The following is a 16291-nucleotide window of genomic DNA, read 5'->3' as shown; positions in this document are numbered from 1 at the left end:
GGGGATCGACCAGATGGAGGCTCAGGGGTGTTGAAACGTGTCCTGACCACGATCGTCGGGGTGGTCGTGGTCGGCGTCGCGGCGAGCTCGTGCGGCTCGGCGGCGTCGGAGGAGCCACCCCCGGAACTGGCGCCACGCGGCACCGCGATGACCACGGCCACGCCGTCCCGGCAGAACCTCACCGACTCGGTGAGCCTGACCGGTCAGGTCACGATGAACCCCGTGTTCGGGATAGTGGCGCCGGTGGCCGGGGAGATCCACTACGTCACGGTCAAGCCACCGGCCCACACGCCGGTCACGCCGACCCGGGTGGGTGCGGTGTGGCGGGACGGCGAGCCACACTGGCTCGAGGTGCCCGCGGGCGCCGAGTTCGCCGGCCGGCTGACCGACGACAAGGCCGCGGTCACCGCGGGCATGCCGGTCGCGTCGGCCAGGCTGGCCGGCTACGGCATCGTCGCCGAGATCGACGGCAAGCAGGCCTACCGGATCTCCGAGAACCTGGCCTCGATCCAGGCCCAGATCGAGAACGGGCCCGGCCCGTTCCGGTGCAAGGCGCTGGGCACGATCGCCGCGCTGCCGGCGGGCACCGTGCCCGAGCCGCCGTCACCGCCGGAGCCGAAGGCCCCGGCGCCCGCGTCCGGTGGGCCCGCCCAGCCGGAGCCGGCCCCGGCCGAGCAGCCGGCCGACGAGGCCGCCGCACCCGAGGGCTCCGAGGCCACCGGGCTGCGCCTGGTCTGCACCGCGCCGCCGCGGGTCAAGCTGATCAACGGCGCCACCGCCACGCTCGAGGTGATCACCGCGCGGGCGCGGAACGCGCTCGTCGTGCCCGTCGAGGCGGTGGCCGGCAGCCAGGGCAGCGGGAAGGTCGAGGTCGTCGAGGCCGGCGGCCGCCGGCGCGTGGTCGACGTCGTGCTGGGGCTGAGTGACGGCAAGGTCGTCCAGATCAAGTCGGGCCTCGAGGGCGACGAGACGCTGTCCGTGCCCGGCCCGAACCTGCCGCCCGGCCCGCCGCCGCAGGGTGACCCCTCGGGGCCGAAATGACGCCGCTGATCCAGCTGACCGGGATCACCAAGACGCTGACGGGCCAGGAGCAGGACCGCACGATCCTGGCCGGCGTGGACCTCACGCTGCACGCCGGCGAGAGCGTGGCGGTGCTCGGCCGGTCCGGCTCGGGCAAGAGCACGCTGCTCAGCCTGATCGGGCTGTTCGACCGCGCCGACGGCGGGACGTACCTGTTGGGGGACAAGGACATCACGCGGCTGCCCGAACGCAGGGCCGCGGCGCTGCGCAGTGCCGGGTTCGGGTTCGTCTTCCAGCGCTTCTTCCTGCTCAAGCACCTCACGGCCGTGCAGAACGTGTCGATGGCACTCGTCAACGGCCAGGGCTGGCTGCCGCGGCGAAAGCGCAAGGCCAGGGCGATGGCGGCGCTCGACCAGCTCGGCATCGCGCACCTCGCCAAGCACAAGCCGCCGCGGCTGTCCGGCGGCGAGCAGCAGCGGGTGGCGATCGCGCGGGCGCTCGTGCGCGAGCCGCGGATCCTGCTCGCCGACGAGCCGACCGGCGCGCTGGACACCGAGACCGGCAACCTCGTCGTCGACGCGCTGCGGGCCACGACCGAGCGCGGCTGCGGGCTCGTCCTCGTCACCCACGACCGCGACCACGCGGCCCGGATGAGCCGCGTGCTGCACCTCGCGGACGGCGTGCTCTCGCCCGCGGAGGTGCGCGCATGATGCGCCTGTCGGGACGGTTGCGGTCGTCGCTGATCATCGGCGGGCAGGGCATCCGGGCGCGCAAGCTGCGCACGTTGCTGTCGATGCTGAGCCTGTTCCTCGGTGTCCTCGCCGTGGTCACGGTGCAGGCGGGCTCGGTGATCGCGGAGCGCGCGATGCTGTCGGACATCGAGATGACGACCGGCAAGGACGGCACGCTGCAGGTGTTCCTGCCGTCGAGCCCGGAGTCGGGCCCGGTGGCGATGGACACCGTCCGCGGCCGTCCGGACGCGGTCGCCATGACCAACGCGCAGGCCGTCATCGGCGAGCCGGACGTGCGCCCGGTCAACGAGGGCGGCGGTCCGATCGACGACGCGGGCGGCGGGTACGACACGGGTGTCGCGCGGTACTGCGACCCCAGCGGCACGTGCTCGGTCGTGGCGGACGACCCGGACGCCGCGCCGCAGCCGCGGGGGCAGGCGATCGAGCTGACCCTGCAGGGACTCTCCGGTGACATCAGGCAGTTCCGGCCGTTCCGGCTGGAGTCCGGGCAGTGGCTGGACTTCGGCTCCGCGCCCTCGCTCGCGCCGCGGATCGTGCTCAACACCAAGGCGGCGGAGGCGTTCCGCCAGGTTCGGGTGCCCGCGCAGATGCGGCTGCCCGGTGCGGTCGCCGACCCCACGCCGCGGATCGTCGGCGTCGTCGAGGACGGCGGCTGGGCGCCCGCGGCCTACGTGCGCAGCGACGAGCTGCTGACCTGGATGCCGGTCGGCGCGATGGCCGACCCGGAATTCGGTGGCGTGCAGCTGATGATGTCCCCGGGCGCGGCCGACCTCGAGCAGATCCTGCGCAGCAGGCTCACCGCCGCGGGCGCGAACATGGACGAGTTCCAGGTCCAGCCGATCGACTCGCGCGAGCAGATGGCCGACCAGCTCTCCCTGCTGCGGTGGATCTTCCTCGGCATGGCGGCGCTCGTGCTGCTGATCGGCGTGGCCGGGATCCTCAACGTCGGCCTCGCGACCGTGGGCGAGCGCATCGAGGAGTTCGCGCTGAGACGGGCGGTCGGCACGCCGCGGCTGCTGCTCGCCGGAATCGTGCTCGCGGAGACGCTGCTGACCGGGCTGCTGACCGCGGTGCTGGCGATCGGCACGGGCGTTGTCGGGCTGAAGGGCGCGTCCTGGCTGCTGGGCGGCCGGGAGCCGTTCCTCGCGAACGTCGGGTTCCCGTGGCAGGCGGGCGTGGCCGGGGTGGTCGCGGGCATCCTCGCGGGCGTGCTGGGCGGGCTGATCCCGGCGGTGCGCGCGGCGCGCATCCCGATCGCCACGGTCATGCGGGCCTAGCCGCGACCGCCACCTCGTAGCAGCGATCGCGCTCGATCTCCCAGATCTGGGTGTCGGTCAGCGCGCGGTACCTGGGATCGAGCCGGCGGGCCATCCCGTAGAAGCCGGGCCCGGGCACGCCGGTGTCGGCGGACACGACGAGCGCGCTCCACATCGGTTCACCACGCTCGGCGGCCCGCCGGGACACGTGCTCGAGCGCATGGCCGAGGAAGTCCGGCCGGGCCCCGACCCGGAACGCGAGCTTACGGTAAGTAATCGTGGCCCGGCCGGTGGCGACGCCGTACAGGATGTCGGTGATGCGGTCTACGCGATCCATCTGGAAGATCTCTGGCATGCCCCACCTCCGCCACGTGACACGCCGGTTTCTAGCAGGGTCGTCACCACCCGCGCCGTCGTTACGCTGCGTAGGATCGGGAGAGGCCGCCACACCGTCCGGACGCGTCGCGCCCGCTACGGGCTGGGCTACTGTGCGCGGTCGTGAGTGAGATGGCACTGCGGGCGATCGGGCGGGTCGAGTCGCCGCTCCGGGACAAGGCGGACGCGCCGCGGCAGGGCGACGAGGGCGCGCCCGACGCGTGGCTGGTGTTCGAGCCCGGCGTCGCCGCCGGCCTGCGCGACCTCGTCCCCGGCACGCCGATGCTCGTGTTCACCTGGCTCGACCGCGCCGACCGCGACGTCCTCGTCACCCATCCCCGCGACGACCTCAGCCGCCCGCCGACGGGCGTGTTCTCCACCCGCTCGCCCGACCGCCCGAACCCGATCGGCCTGCACCTGGTGGACGTCCTGGAGATCGACGGCCTGCGCGTGCGGGTGCGCAACCTCGAGGCGCTGGACGGCACGCCGGTCGTCGACCTCAAACCGGTGCTCGGGCCCGAGCGCTAACCGGTGCGCGTGAAGTCCATGACCCAGTTCGTCTGCCACGTCCTGCCCGCGTCGTGGGAGAAGGCCTGCGCCCAGCGGGCCGTGGTGGCGGTGATGCCGTCCCACACGTAGCGGACGCGGACCGCGCGGCCGTCGTGCACCTCGTCGGCGTGGAAGCGGCCGACGCCGTCGGTGTCGAACCGGCCGACGACCGGGGGCAGTCCGAGCAGCCCGTCGCGCGAGCTGGCCCAGTACAGGGACCACTCGTCGCGGGCCGGGTCGTACAGGCGCAGCGTCAGGCCGCGGAAACCCTTGGTGGGAAAGCTGATCTGGTCGAAGTTCGCGGCCCCGTCCCATACCTGCAGGCACGTGGACTCGCCGGGGAACTCGTCCCACGCACCGGCGGCGAGCCGGCGGTTCGCCACGGTCCAGGTACCGACGAGGAAGTCGAAGTCGTTGTCCATGGGCGGGACGCTACGAGCCTTCGCTGCCAGCGCGTGTCAGTTAAGTTGGGCGGCGTGCGTGCCGCCCGGATCGTGTCGCTGCTGTTGCTGCTGCAGGCTCGCGGGCGGCGCACCGCCGCGGAGCTGGCCGCCGAGCTCGGGGTGTCCGTGCGCACGGTGTACCGCGACGTCGAGGCGCTGCACGTGGCCGGCGTGCCACTGTACGGCGCGGCCGGGCATGCCGGTGGCTACCGGCTGGTCGACGGCTACCGCACGCGGCTGACCGGGCTCACCGCCCCCGAGGCGCAGTCGCTGTTCCTCACCTCGCTGCCCGGTCCGGCACGCGACCTCGGGCTGGGCGCGGAGGTGGCCGCCGCGTGGCTGAAGCTGACCGCGTCCCTGCCGCCCGCGCTGCGCGACCGCGCGTCGGTGCTGCGCGAGCGGTTCCACCTGGACGCGGCCGGCTGGTACACCGACGCGGACGACACCCCGTACCTCGCCGGCGCCGCGGACGCCGTGTGGCGGGAGCGGAAGATCCGGGTGCGGTACCGGCGGTGGGCGGCGCCGCAGGAGGTGACCCGGGTGCTGGAGCCGTACGGCCTGGTGCTCAAGGCCGGCCGCTGGTACCTCGTGGCCGGCCCGCGCCCGCGGACCTACCGCGTGTCGCAGATCCGGGCGCTGACCGTGCTGGAGTCGGCGGTCGCCCGCCCGCCGGACTTCGACCTGGCCGCGCACTGGCAGTCCTATGTGGACGACTTCGACCGCCGCCGGCACACCGGCACGGCCACCGTCCGCATCGCGCCCGGGATCGTGCCCCGCCTGCCCGACCTCGTCGACGCGCCCGTAGTCCGTGCCGTGGCGGAGACCGGCACGGTGGCCGCGGACGGCTGGACCGAGGCGACGATCCCGGTCGAGGCGGACGAGCAGGCGTGCCGCGAGCTGCTCCGCCTCGGCGCGGACGTGGAGGTCGTCGGCCCGGAACCGTTGCGCCGCCGCATGACCGAGGCCGCCACGGTCCTCGCCCGCCAGTACGCCCCGGGCACCTGACCCCGCGAGTCCGACGTTCGGTGCGGGCGAGTCCAACGTTCGGCGTCGGTGCGCGGACGTTGGACTCGCGGGCTTGGAGCGTTGGGCTCGCGGGCCTGGAGCGTTGGACTCGCGGGTTCCGAGCGTTGGACTCGCGGGTTCGGAGCGTTGGACTCGCGGGTGGGCTAGCGGTCCTCGGTCAGGGCGTTGCCCGTCCAGATGGCGTGCGTGCACGCGATGCCCCGGCCGCCCTTGGGCCGCAGCACGTCGTAGATGTGCATGCGCGGGATCTTCTCCGACAGGCCCCAACCGCTCGGCCACGTGATGATCCAGTCCATGTCCAGGTCCACCAGCAGCCCCAGCATGCGCGCGATCGTGGGCTCGTCCAGCCGCTCGAACGCCTCGTCGAGCAGCACCAGCCGGGCCGGCGGGTGCTCGGCACCCGTGCTGACCGCGTCGTAGAACGCCGACGCCGCCGCGAAGAGCGTCACGTACGAGATCAACCGCGTCTCGCCCGACGAGAGCTGGCGCATGCGGCGGGTTCGCGGCGCGCCGTCCGGGCCCTGGTCGCGCACCCGCACCGTGAACCGGTACCACGACCGGTAGTCCAGCGCCCGGCCCAGCACCTCCGCGTAGTCGCCGGAGTTGCCGTCCCGCTCCGCGGTGATCCGGTCGGTCAGCGCGGTGCGCAGCCTCTCGTCCTGGCCCGCACCCCGCTTGGCGAACGGGGTGCGGATCAGCGCGAGCGCCGCCCGCATGTCCTCGTCGAGGTCCGGGGCCGGCTGCCACTCCAGCCGCACGTGCACGCCCTGGCTCGACCGCGCCACGTCGAGCGTGTCGTTCATCCGCCGGCACAGGTCGTCGGCGACCGCGACCTGCGCGGCAAGCTTGTCGGCCAGGTCGCGCAGCATGAACGCGTCGAAGATCGACTGGTACTCCTCGCTCAGCAGCTCCCGTTGCGTGGCAAGGCGTTCGGCCACCTCGCGCGCCGCGACCGCCACCGGCTGCGGGCCGTGCGCGCCGGTCACCGTCACGGTGAGGATGTCCGCCGACCGCTGCGCCACGATGTCGTGGCTGCCCGCGAGGGCCGCCTGCAGCGACTGCAGGTTGGCGAGCACCGCGTCCTCGCCGACCGCGTCGCGGGGTGCCCCGTTCGATGTCCCGGTCAGGGCCGCGTACGCCTCGTCGGGGTCGTCGGGCAGCGGCGCGTCGACCGCCGCCGACCACACGCCGTCGGCTGCGAGCGCCTCGCGGAACCGTTGCCGGGCAAAGGTCTCCTTCTCGACCAGCTCGTCGAGCCGGGCCTCACGGGTGTCGATCTGCGTCTGCGTCTTGCCGGCCCTGACCCGCGCGTCGGTGGCCTGCTGCCGCGCGCCGGGCAGCCGCTGGCGCACGCCGGCCCGCTCGTCCTCGGCCGCCGCGAGGTCGCGCTCCAGCTGCTCGGCCGCGCCGCCGACCGAGCGCACCCGCTCGGCGTACCCGGCGGACTCGTTCGCGAAGTCCAGGCATGCCCGCTCGGCGCCGGCGGCCACCTCGGCCAGCTCCCCGGCGGCCCGCTCGTGGTTGGCGACGGCCTTCGCGAGCGTGTCGACCGCACCCGCGCACCGGCGGGTCAGCGCGGTCACGAGCGAGTCGGCGGCGGCCCGTGCGTCGAGCGCCGCGGCACGGGCCTGCTGCAGCGACTCGGCGGACGCGTCCAGGCCGGCCGCGCGCGCGTCGGCGGTCAGCGCGTCGTGGCGCGAGCGGTGCCGGTCGGCGGCGGCCGTGTGCGCCTCGCGGCTCGCGACGGCCCGGCTCGCGGCGTCGGCGGCGGTCTGGGCGGTGCCGCGCAGCGTGACGTGCGCGGCGAGCAGGGCGCGGTCGTCCGGGTGCTCGTCGATGTGCCGCTCCCACGCGGCGGCCTGCTCGCGGGCCTGGGTGAGCGCGGCGTCGGCCTCGTCGCGCTCACCGGTGAGCCGGCCGACGGTCGCCACGAGCTCACCGATGCGCCGCTCCCGCGCGGACTCCCGCGCACCGGCGCCGACGAACTCCGCGGCCGGCTTGGTCATCGCGCCGGCCAGCACGCCGGCCCGCCAGTGCCCGTCGGTCGCGATCGCGAGGCCGGGCCCGGTGTTCAGCGCGACCCGCGCCAGCAGCTTCGCGACGACCTCCGGCGGCACCGGGGAGTCCGGGGGCACGGCGGGTACGAGCACCGACGCGAGCGTCTCGCCGCCGGGCTCCGGCGCGTCGACGGTATCGACGGCTCCGCTCTCGCTCGCCACGGCGGTGAGGTCGGGGACGGGCGCGCCCTCGAGCGTGCCGTCGGCGGTGACCCACGCGGTCAGCAGGCCGGACGCCTCCAGCGCCGCCTCGCAGCCCGCCCGCGCCGCATCGTCCACATCGGACGCGAAGTCGACGAGGCGGTAGAACGCCGCACCGGTGGCCGGATCCCGCTCGGCGGTCGCGAACGCGGGCCGGTCGGGGTGGGGGACGACGCCGGACCGCAACGCGGTCAGCTCGTCGGTGGCCGCGGCGAGCCGGCGGTCCAGGTCGTCGACGAGGTGCTTGGTGCGGCCGACCTCGGCGTGCAGCGCGGGCAGCCGGCCGCGCAGCCACGCGTGCGCGCGCTCGGTCGCCTGCCGGGCCGCGTCCTGGTCGGCCACGAGCGCCGCCGGCGCGGGCGGCGCGAGGTCGTCGACCGGCTCGATGTCCCTCGCCCACCTGGTGACGCGGTCGTGCCAGGCGTGCGCGACGTCGTCGAGCTGCTGGCGCGCCTCGTTGCGCCGGCCCGCGGCCTCGGTGGCGGCGAGCTGCGCGGCACGCGCGTCCTGCTGGCGGCGGGTCAGTTCCTGCTGCTCGGCCTCCAGCTCGCGCGCCCGCTCCGCGAGCGACAGCGTGACCGCGCACCGCTCGCGCAGCGCGCTCGCGCCGCGCGACGCCTGCTCCGCGGCCGCGCGCAGCTCCTCGTGCAGCGCGTCCGGGTCGAGCGCGGGCGGCACCCGGCGGGTCAGCTCGACCGGGGCGGCCTCCGGGTCGAGCGTGGTGCGGCCGGTCTCGTGCACCTCGGTCGCCTCGAGCCGGGGCACCGGCGGGACGGCGGGCGCCAGCGCCGGGTCGAGCCCGGCGGCACGCATCCGCTCGCCGATCGTGGTCGCGAGCTCCCTCGCCTGCGCCACGTCGTCGGCGAACCGCGTCAGCTCGGCGAGCACGGAGTCGACGAGCTGGCCGGTGTGTTCGCGCTGGGTGCGAAGCTGGCGCAGCGCGCTGACCGCCGCCTGCCGCGCGGCCGAGACGACCCGCTTGCGGTCGGCGAGGTCGCGGACGCTGTCGTAGAGCGGGCTCGACTTGAGGTCGTCGACGCGGCCCTCGAGCGTCAGCGCCCGTTCCTCGAGCGTGGTGACCTCGGCCTCGGCCTTCTCCGCGGCGGCCTCCTCGTCGCGCAGCCGGGCGGTCAGCTTGGTGATCTCGCCGCGCGCGGCCGCCAGCTCCCTGGCGGCGTCGGCGTTGCGGCGCCCGGCCGTGCGCAGCGCGCCGTACGCGTAGCCGGCGTAGCCGCCGAGGAACCGGCCGAGCGCGGTGTCCGCGGCGGCGAGCCCGCGGATGTTGTCCCGGATGGACTCGAGGTCCTCGAACGACTGGGCGAGCTGGTCGACCACGGCCGGGTCGAGCGGCGGCAGCGAGTCGGACAGGATCTGCTCGAGCTGACCCTCCAGCACCTTGAGCCCGACGTCCGGGTTGCGCAGCGTCCGCTGTAGATGGAGCAGGTCGGCGTAGCGGGCGGCCGGGATGCCGTACACCAGCTCGGAGATCGTGGCGCGGAACGGTTCCTCGTCGTGCAGGCAGTCCGCGCCGAGCAGGTCGCGCAGCTGCGTGGCGCCGAGCGGGGTGCCGTCGGCGACGAGGTCGAAGTCGTGCCCGACGCGCCGCTCGGTGACGAACCGCCAGGAGTCGTTGATCTGCTGGGAGGTCGCGGACGCCTTGATGCCGATGCCCGAGGTCAGGTACTCCGCCCGCCCGCCGTTCTCGCGGCGCAGCTCCAGCCACGCGTACCCGACGCGGTTGGGGCCGCCGGCGTAGTCGTCGAGCATGAGCCGGCGCATGCTGACCGTGTCGTAGCCCTTGGAGCCGATCTGGTGCAGGTCGCCGTCGAGGCACAGCGGCGCCAGCAGCTCGAGCGTGCGCGACTTGCCGGATCCGTTGGTGCCCTGGAAGATCGCGCGCCCGCCGGAGAGGTCGAACTCCTCTACCGAGTACTGCCAGATGTTGACGACGCCGCCGCGATGCAGCCGCCACCTCATGGTGTGTCCCCCTCGCCGATCCCCATGTCCCCGAACAGCGACCAGCCCGGTTCGGGTCGCGGTTCGGGTCGCGGTTCGTCGTCCTCGGTCTCCTGCTGCTGGCGCGGCGTGGCGTCCGGCTCCGGCTGCCAGCGGTGCGCGGCCGGGCTGACGAGCCAGCCGTCCTCGTACTTGCGGGCGAGGCCCAGCGAGACGAGCAGCCGCAGCACGTCGTCCACGAGCCGCGGCACGCTCGCCACGACCTGCTTCGACCACGCCGCCGGGTACGCGTCGACCAGCTCCCGGCACGCATCGGTGACCCGCTCGGTCGTCGTCGGCGTCCAGCCGTCCTCGCGCGGCGCCGCGGCCAGCAGTCCGGGCAGGGCGAGGAGCGCGATCCGGGCGACGGTCGACTGGCCGGGGAAGGCGACGTCGGTGAGGTAGTCCTCCGGGTCGGTGACCGCGATGCCCTCCAGCCGCGACTCGGTGGCCAGGCCGAAGCAGCGCTCGAGCAGCCGCGCCTGCGCCCGCGCGCGGCGGCGCAGCCACGCCTGCTCCTCGCCGGTGAGGTCGGCGTAGTGCGTGACCGGGTTCTCGACGAGCCGGCGGCGCAGCATGTGCTCGACGCCGCGCGGGCCGGGCCGGGCGGCCAGCTCGACGAGCTCGGTCGCCGAGCCAGCCGAGCCGAGCGGACCGGTGACGAGCTGGCCGAGCAGCGTGGCGTCGATGGTCAGCAGCGCCTCGTCGCTGGTCTCGGACAGGCCGGTGACCGTGCCCTCGGTCTCGGTGAGCACGCCGAGCGCGACGAGGTGGCGCAGCGCGGACGCGATCGCGCGCAGCTCGCCGAGGTCGTCGCCGACCTCGATGCCGGCCTGCGTCGCCGCCGCGCGGATGTCGGTGACGAGCCGGGACAGCAGCGTCTGGCGGCCGGCGGTGGTGAGCGCGGCCATGGTCAGGGCCAGGTAGGCGTACGCGCGCGGGGTGAGCCCCGGCTCGCCGCGGGTCGGGTCGTCGCCGGGGCCGGCCTTGTAGAGGCGGGCGAAGCGGCGCTCCACGACGAGCCGGTAGCCGAGCACGCCGGCGAACAGCTCGGTGAGCGTCGCGCGGTGCCGGTGGACGGTCGGCAGGAGCTCGCCGTCGGGCCCGCCGGCACGCAGCAGCGGGCGGCGCAGCAGGACGCGGGCACAGCGCACGACATCGGCCTGGTCGATCTCGCCGAGCCGGTCCAGGACATCGACTGTCACGCGGTGACCTCGATCGCCGTGTTCCTCAGCTCCAGCACGCCGCGCTCGGTACGGATCGTCTGCGTGCCCTCCGCCGGGCGGATCCTGAGCGTGAGCCCGCCGACGGGGTCGCCGGACTCGCCGGAGTCGGTCGCGCGCTCGCGCTGTGCCATGGCGTCGGTGAGCAGGCCGCAGAGCGTGCCGAGTGCGGCGGGGGAGAGGGTGACCCGGTCGAGCCTGCCCTGCGCGCCGGCGAGCTCGGCGATCGTGTCGGTGTGCCGTGCGTCGGCGTCACGAGCCTCGGCGAGCAGCTGCTCGCGGCCGAGCGGGTCGTCGAGGATGCGCGAGGTGCGGCCGCGCGCGCCGCGGTCGCCCCGGCCGCGGACGCTGACCGTGATGTCGAGGACGGGGCCATCGGCCCACGGGGTGCGCTCGTCGTCCCCGTCGAACTCCGGCGCGGGCGCCAGGTTGCGGGCGGAGTACAGCCCGAACGCCGCGGCGGCGAGCGTGTGCGCCTGGTCGGGGGTCGACTCGTCGAACCACTTGGCGAGCTTGAGCAGCTCGGCGCGGCGGCCGGGCTCGGGCCCGCCGCCGGACGTGGCGCGCTTGACCGTGGCGAGCAGGGTGCCGATCGCGCGGGCGGTGGCCTCGCGCAGGGCGGTGACCTGGCTGGGCCGGCCGGGGCGGTCGACGAACCAGTCGGTCAGCTCGGTCCAGTCCTCGACCCGGCGGCCGCGGGAGCGCTCGATGTCCGACCCCAGCGTGCCGGCCGGCGTCAGCAGTTCGAGGAGGCGCCCGACCGCGCTGCGGAACTCCTTGCGGGTAAGCACTTCCGCGATGCTCGGCGTGTAGCGCAGCACGTCCTCGACGACCATCTGGATGTACTCGACGAGCAGGTTGCGGAAGCCGGAGATCTCGTCGGCCATGAGGTGGTAGCGGGTGACGACCTGGCCGAGATAGGCGTAGAAGTCGCGGACGGTCGCGGCGAGCTCGCCGTGCTGGAGGAAGAGCGTGGTGACCTGCTCGGCGAGGCGTTCGGTGGCCTTGGCGGCGGCCTTGCCGCGGGGGTCGCGCTCGTGCTCGAGGCTCGCGCGGGCGAGGCGGTCGAGGAGCTCGTCGAGTCCGTGGGCGATGGCGGGGAGGAGCTCGCGGGAGACCTCGCGGGCGCCCTCGGTGGTGCGGAGGAGCTGGTCGACGTCGCGCTGGACGCGGACGCCGAGCTTGCTGACCTGGTAGCGGACGCTGCCGTGCTGGAACTCGGCGATGCTCGCGGCGACGACCTCGCGGCGCCCGGGGACGAGGTTCCCCCACTCGACGAGCTGCTTGAGCCGCGCGATGACCGTCTCGACGCGCGACTCGCCCTCGGCGACCTCCCCTCGCCGTTCGGCGCGGGCGATCGCCGCGGACACCTCACCCGCGGAGAGGTCGGCGAGCAGCGTCGACGCGAAGAGCCGCATGATCGCCAGGTAGGTCCGCCGGTGCTCCCGGGCATCCAGATAGGCGAACAGCTTGAGCCGACGCGCCTCGTCCACGAGTTCGGGCGCACCAGATGACATGAGCCAGCACCCTACCTCCGCCGGTGGGGCCCGACGTCCGGCGCGGACGCTCTCCGGCGGGGTTGTCCACAGGTGGGGAGGTTGTCCACAGCCTCGGAAGATCGCACCCACCCACGGCCGCCCCTCGATAGGCTTGGCGATATCGGGGTGCCCCCGGAGCGGGTGGGGGCAGCGGATCACGGGGTGCGCGCGGGTGCGTGTGCGACGGTCGGCGCTCGCGTGCGGGCGCGCGCACGCGAGCGGTCTCCGTGGCCCGGCCTATCGATCCGTGGGGATGGCGATCTCGCCGTCCTCCTCGATCAGGCGTTCCAGGACGTCGTCGGGCAGCCAGACGCGGTGCGGGTAGCCCTCACCCCACGAGTTGAGGATCGGGACCGCGCCCAGCTTGTCCGCTCGCGGGTTGCCCAGCGCGTGGTGCACCTGCTCCACCGAACGCGCCCAGCGGAACACCCGGATCCCGTCCGCGACGTCGGCCTTGTACGACGCGCGCGCCACGTGGTCGTCGTTCGCGTACGAGTCGCGCCAGTCCACGTGTCCCGACTTGACCAGCACCTCACCCGCCGCGCGCACGGACGTCCCGTCGTTGTCGCCGGGGTTCGTCTCCGGCCACTCGTCGGTGTCCTTCGCGCGGTCCCACAGCCATCGCGCCGCGTAGCGCTGCCCGTCGTTGAGGATCGTCATGCAGCGGGACCACCCGAAGCCCACGCACGCGCCCTCCTTGCCCTGGTCGTAGAACTCCTGCCACGCCACCCGGTCCGGCTCCCCGCCCGGCTCCAGGCACACGCAGTGCCCGCCCCGCACCGTCGTCAGCGAACGAGCCCCGCCCCGCACGATGAAGTACTCCCCGCTCTTCGGATCCCGCTCCGGGTCGTCCATCTCGCGGTACCAGTTCACGCCGATCACCACCGGCGTCCGCGACGGCCGCTCCGACTCGGCCAGCGCGGTGATCGGATACCGCTCCACATGCCGCCAGTCGTCCGGGACCAGCCGGCCGAGCCGCATGTCGTCCGGCTCACCGTTCATGGGGCGATAACGCATCGTCAGCTCCTGTCTGCTCACCGGGCGCCACGAACGCGCCCACGTAAGTAGCTCGGGCCGACGGGCCGAACAGTTAGGGGGACAGCTCGGTCAACATCTCCACCAGCGCGGCCAGCGCGGGGGTGAACGCGTTGCGCGCCGTGGCGCCGTAGCCGACGACGAGCCCGCCCGGCTCCGCGACCGGCCGCAACCACATCGGGCTGAGCAGCTCCACGCCGACCGAGTGCCGCCGCGCAGCCGCCGGCACCGCCGCCGCCGCCGCCGACGGCAGCCGCAGCACCAGATGCAGCCCGGCCGAGATGCCCTCCGGGGTGAGGTGCGCCGGCAGCGCGGCCACGAGCCGGTCGCGCCGCGCGCGGTACTCCAGCCGGCACCGGCGCACGTGCCGGTCGTACGCGCCCGAGCTGATCAGGTCCGCGAGCGCCAGCTGCGGCAGCAGCGGCGGGTGCGCGCCGAGCTCGTGCAGCGCCGCCACGACCGGGTCCACCAGGAACCGCGGCAGCACCAGCCACGCCAGCCGCAGCGACGGCGCCAGGCTCTTGCTCGCCGTGCCCGCGTACACGACCCGTTCCGGCGCCAGCGCCTGCAGCGCGCCGACCTGCTGGCGGTCGAAGCGGAACTCGCCGTCGTAGTCGTCCTCGACGACCACCGCGCCCGAGTCGACCAGGGCGGTCCGCCGCGCGGGCGCCATCGTCACGCCGAGCGGGAACTGGTGCGCGGGCGTCACCACCGCCGCCGGACTGTCCAGTTCGGACACGACGAGCCCGGCGCCGTCGACCGGCACGCCGACGATCCGCTGACCCGACGCCGCGCAGATGTCGCGGTATTTCCCGAGCGACGGGTCCTCGAAGGCCGTCTCGGCGATGCCGAGCCCGCGCAGCGCCCGGCCGAGCACGTGGATCGCGTGGCCGTACCCGGAGAAGACGACCAGCCGCGCCGGGTCGGCGAGCACCCCGCGCGAGCGCCCGAGGTAGGCCGACAGGGTCGCGCGCAGCACGCTCGATCCGCGTGCCTCGCTGTAGTCGAAGACCTGGTTGGGCGCGTTCGCGAGGACCCGGCGCGTCGCGGCGAGCCACTGGTCGCGCGGGAACATCGACGGGTCGGGCCGGCCGGGCAGGAACGACCACCGGTGCGCGGGCTCGGCCGCCGGCATGGGCGGCGCGGACTGCGGCGACGCGCCCGCGGTCGCGACGCGGGTCGGCGCGCCCTGGCTGGTCTGCAGGTACCCCTCGGCGGCGAGGTCGGCGTACACGCGGGTGACCGTGCCCCTGGCCACGCCCAGGTCGTGGGCCAGCGCCCGGGTCGAGGGCACCACCGCGCCCGGCCGCCAGCGCCCGTCGCGGATGGCCGCGCGCACCGCCGCGGCGATACCGGTCCGCCCGGAACCGGGGTCCCAGTCGAGGTGCGCGTCGACCGAACTGGACCACGATTCCGCCACGAGACTGGACCATACCCGTGGACAGGTGAGGGTTAGCGTCGGTGGTGTGACACACCGAATTCCCGTGCTCAAGAAGGTTCCCGGCGCGTACGAGGCCTACCGCTCGTTCAACGAGCTCGTCGAGAAGGCCGCCGCGAACGCGGGCGTCGACGGGCTGCTCGTCGAGCTGGTGAAGTTCCGCGCCTCGCAGATCAACGGCTGCGCCTACTGCCTGGACATGCACTCCACCGTCGCGCTCAAGCTCGGCGAGGACCCGCGAAGACTGCTCGTCCTCGACGCCTGGCGCGACGCGGACCTGTTCACCGAGCAGGAGCGCGCCGCGCTCGAGCTGACCGAGGCGATCACCCGGCTCTCGGAGACCCGCGACGTGCCCGACGAGCTCTACGAGCGCGCCACCGCCCTGTTCACCGAGGACCAGTACAGCGCGATCCTGTGGCTGATCATGGCGATCAATGGCTGGCACCGGCTGACGGTGCCCAGCCACACGCCCCTGCCACGGCGCGACCGGTGAGCGCCGCCGCGCTGCGGGCGCTGCACGTGCCGGGCACGCCGCTGCTGCTACCCAACATCTGGGACGCGGCCGGTGCGCGGCAGGTCGTCGCGGCCGGCTTTCCCGTGGTGGCGACGGGGTCGGCCGCGGTCGCCGAGTCGCTCGGCTACCCCGACCACGAGGGCGCCCCGCCCGACGAGATGTTCGCGGCCGCGGCACGCATCGCCCGTGCGGTCGACGTGCCGGTGACGGTCGACGCCGAGGCAGGCTACGGGCTCGCCCCGGCCGAGCTGGCCGCGCGGCTGGCCGGCGCGGGCGCGGTCGGCTGCAACCTCGAGGACACCGACCACGCCACCGGCGGGCTCGCCGACCCGGCTCGGCACGCGGACCGGATCGCGGCGCTGCGGGCCGCGGACCCCGACCTGGTGATCAACGCGCGGGTCGACGTGTTCCTGCGTGCCGAGGACCAGCACGCCGTCCTCAAGGAGGGGGTCGAGCGGGCCGAGGCGTACCTCGCGGCGGGCGCGGACTGTGTCTACCCGATCCTCGTCCGTGACGCTGGCGTGCTGGCCGCGTTCGTCGACGCGTTGCGGCCGGCCGCGGTCAACGCCCTGTACCTGCCGGCCGGCCCGGGCCTCGAGGCACTCGCCGGTATGGGCGTGGCCCGGATCTCGCTGGGTGCGGGCCTGTGGCGGTACACGCAGTCCTATGTGGAGAAGACGCTTCGCGGTCTGGCCGATGGCGTGGCACCGTACTGACATGACCCGGATCGTGATCGTCGGCGGCGGCTTCGCGGGTTTCCACGCCGCGCGCTCGCTGCGCAAGGCCCTCCCGCACGACCTCGGCGCCGAGATCGTGCTCGTCAACCGGACGGACTACTTCCTGTACCTGCCGTTGCTGCCCGAGGTGGC

At 74.5% G+C, this 16291-nt stretch carries 15 protein-coding genes; 8 read left to right on the top strand and 7 right to left on the bottom strand.

Annotated features, from left to right (window positions below; all coding sequences use genetic code 11):
• Positions 1-27: 27 nt before the first annotated feature.
• From VH969_RS21815 to VH969_RS21805, 3 genes are read left to right on the top strand one after another with little or no spacing between them, the layout of a single operon-like run.
• Positions 28-1041 carry an efflux RND transporter periplasmic adaptor subunit gene (locus VH969_RS21815; protein WP_331977106.1) on the top strand — a complete coding sequence of 338 codons (1014 nt, stop codon included), beginning with the start codon at positions 28-30 and terminating at the stop codon, positions 1039-1041.
• Positions 1038-1730, top strand: a complete 693-nt coding sequence (locus VH969_RS21810; RefSeq protein ID WP_331977104.1) for an ABC transporter ATP-binding protein — start codon at positions 1038-1040, stop codon at positions 1728-1730. Before VH969_RS21815 ends, VH969_RS21810 begins: the two co-directional genes overlap by 4 nt.
• A complete protein-coding gene (locus VH969_RS21805) occupies positions 1727-3049 on the top strand; it encodes an ABC transporter permease (protein ID WP_331977102.1) in 1323 nt (440 codons plus the stop codon). Before VH969_RS21810 ends, VH969_RS21805 begins: the two co-directional genes overlap by 4 nt.
• Here the strand turns inward: VH969_RS21805 and VH969_RS21800 are convergent.
• Positions 3036-3383 (bottom strand): hypothetical protein, encoded by a 348-nt coding sequence (locus tag VH969_RS21800; RefSeq protein ID WP_331977100.1) that lies wholly within the window; start codon positions 3381-3383, stop codon positions 3036-3038. The genes VH969_RS21805 and VH969_RS21800 overlap by 14 nt on opposite strands.
• Before the next feature lie 152 nt (positions 3384-3535).
• Here VH969_RS21800 and tsaA point away from each other — a divergent pair, with 152 nt between their 5' ends.
• Entirely contained in the window at positions 3536-3931 is a 396-nt protein-coding gene (gene tsaA / locus VH969_RS21795) for a tRNA (N6-threonylcarbamoyladenosine(37)-N6)-methyltransferase TrmO (protein ID WP_331977185.1), read from the top strand.
• On the opposite strand, the gene VH969_RS21790 is transcribed toward tsaA, so the two are convergent.
• The gene (locus tag VH969_RS21790; RefSeq protein WP_331977098.1) at positions 3928-4374 is read right to left on the bottom strand and encodes a hypothetical protein; all 447 of its coding nucleotides are present in this window, start codon (positions 4372-4374) and stop codon (positions 3928-3930) included. The two genes, tsaA and VH969_RS21790, sit on opposite strands and share 4 nt — an antisense overlap.
• Before the next feature lie 54 nt (positions 4375-4428).
• On the opposite strand from VH969_RS21790, the gene VH969_RS21785 reads away from it, so the two are divergent.
• Positions 4429-5400 carry a helix-turn-helix transcriptional regulator gene (locus VH969_RS21785; RefSeq protein WP_331977096.1) on the top strand — a complete coding sequence of 324 codons (972 nt, stop codon included), beginning with the start codon at positions 4429-4431 and terminating at the stop codon, positions 5398-5400.
• A 164-nt stretch (positions 5401-5564) separates the two neighbouring features.
• Here the strand turns inward: VH969_RS21785 and VH969_RS21780 are convergent, their stop codons facing one another.
• The 5 genes from VH969_RS21780 to pdxR form a co-directional block, all read right to left on the bottom strand.
• A complete protein-coding gene (locus tag VH969_RS21780) occupies positions 5565-9656 on the bottom strand; it encodes a TIGR02680 family protein (protein WP_331977094.1) in 4092 nt (1363 codons plus the stop codon).
• Positions 9653-10879 carry a TIGR02678 family protein gene (locus VH969_RS21775; protein WP_331977092.1) on the bottom strand — a complete coding sequence of 409 codons (1227 nt, stop codon included), beginning with the start codon at positions 10877-10879 and terminating at the stop codon, positions 9653-9655. The genes VH969_RS21780 and VH969_RS21775 overlap by 4 nt, the downstream gene beginning before the upstream one ends.
• A complete protein-coding gene (locus VH969_RS21770; protein WP_331977090.1) occupies positions 10876-12414 on the bottom strand; it encodes a TIGR02677 family protein in 1539 nt (512 codons plus the stop codon). Before VH969_RS21770 ends, VH969_RS21775 begins: the two co-directional genes overlap by 4 nt.
• A 258-nt stretch (positions 12415-12672) precedes the next feature.
• On the bottom strand, positions 12673-13452 hold the full coding sequence (locus VH969_RS21765) for a hypothetical protein (protein ID WP_331977088.1): 780 nt from the start codon (positions 13450-13452) through the stop codon (positions 12673-12675).
• Between the two features lie 73 nt (positions 13453-13525).
• Positions 13526-14890, bottom strand: coding sequence for a MocR-like pyridoxine biosynthesis transcription factor PdxR (pdxR, locus tag VH969_RS21760; protein WP_331977086.1), 1365 nt, complete (start codon positions 14888-14890; stop codon positions 13526-13528).
• A gap of 46 nt (positions 14891-14936) precedes the next feature.
• Here pdxR and VH969_RS21755 point away from each other — a divergent pair, with 46 nt between their 5' ends.
• The 3 genes from VH969_RS21755 to VH969_RS21745 form a co-directional block, all read left to right on the top strand.
• Positions 14937-15401, top strand: coding sequence for a carboxymuconolactone decarboxylase family protein (locus VH969_RS21755; RefSeq protein WP_331977083.1), 465 nt, complete (start codon positions 14937-14939; stop codon positions 15399-15401).
• Positions 15398-16138, top strand: a complete 741-nt coding sequence (locus VH969_RS21750; protein ID WP_331977081.1) for an isocitrate lyase/PEP mutase family protein — start codon at positions 15398-15400, stop codon at positions 16136-16138. Before VH969_RS21755 ends, VH969_RS21750 begins: the two co-directional genes overlap by 4 nt.
• Positions 16119-16291 (top strand): FAD-dependent oxidoreductase (locus tag VH969_RS21745; protein ID WP_414638599.1); only part of this gene is annotated, 173 nt, incomplete at its 3' end. The genes VH969_RS21750 and VH969_RS21745, both read left to right, overlap by 20 nt.

This window comes from Actinophytocola sp. (assembly GCF_036555685.1).
Lineage (GTDB): Bacteria > Actinomycetota > Actinomycetes > Mycobacteriales > Pseudonocardiaceae > Actinophytocola.
This window is presented reverse-complemented; position numbering and strand designations above follow the sequence as displayed.

Coding starts and splice junctions, on each gene's coding strand:
- VH969_RS21810 (WP_331977104.1), top strand. CDS start 1,038: ATGACGCCGCTGATCCAGCTGACCGGGATCACCAAGACGCTGACGGGC.
- VH969_RS21805 (WP_331977102.1), top strand. CDS start 1,727: ATGATGCGCCTGTCGGGACGGTTGCGGTCGTCGCTGATCATCGGCGGG.
- VH969_RS21800 (WP_331977100.1), bottom strand. CDS start 3,383: ATGCCAGAGATCTTCCAGATGGATCGCGTAGACCGCATCACCGACATC.
- tsaA (WP_331977185.1), top strand. CDS start 3,536: ATGGCACTGCGGGCGATCGGGCGGGTCGAGTCGCCGCTCCGGGACAAG.
- VH969_RS21790 (WP_331977098.1), bottom strand. CDS start 4,374: ATGGACAACGACTTCGACTTCCTCGTCGGTACCTGGACCGTGGCGAAC.
- VH969_RS21780 (WP_331977094.1), bottom strand. CDS start 9,656: ATGAGGTGGCGGCTGCATCGCGGCGGCGTCGTCAACATCTGGCAGTAC.
- VH969_RS21770 (WP_331977090.1), bottom strand. CDS start 12,414: ATGTCATCTGGTGCGCCCGAACTCGTGGACGAGGCGCGTCGGCTCAAG.
- VH969_RS21765 (WP_331977088.1), bottom strand. CDS start 13,452: ATGCGTTATCGCCCCATGAACGGTGAGCCGGACGACATGCGGCTCGGC.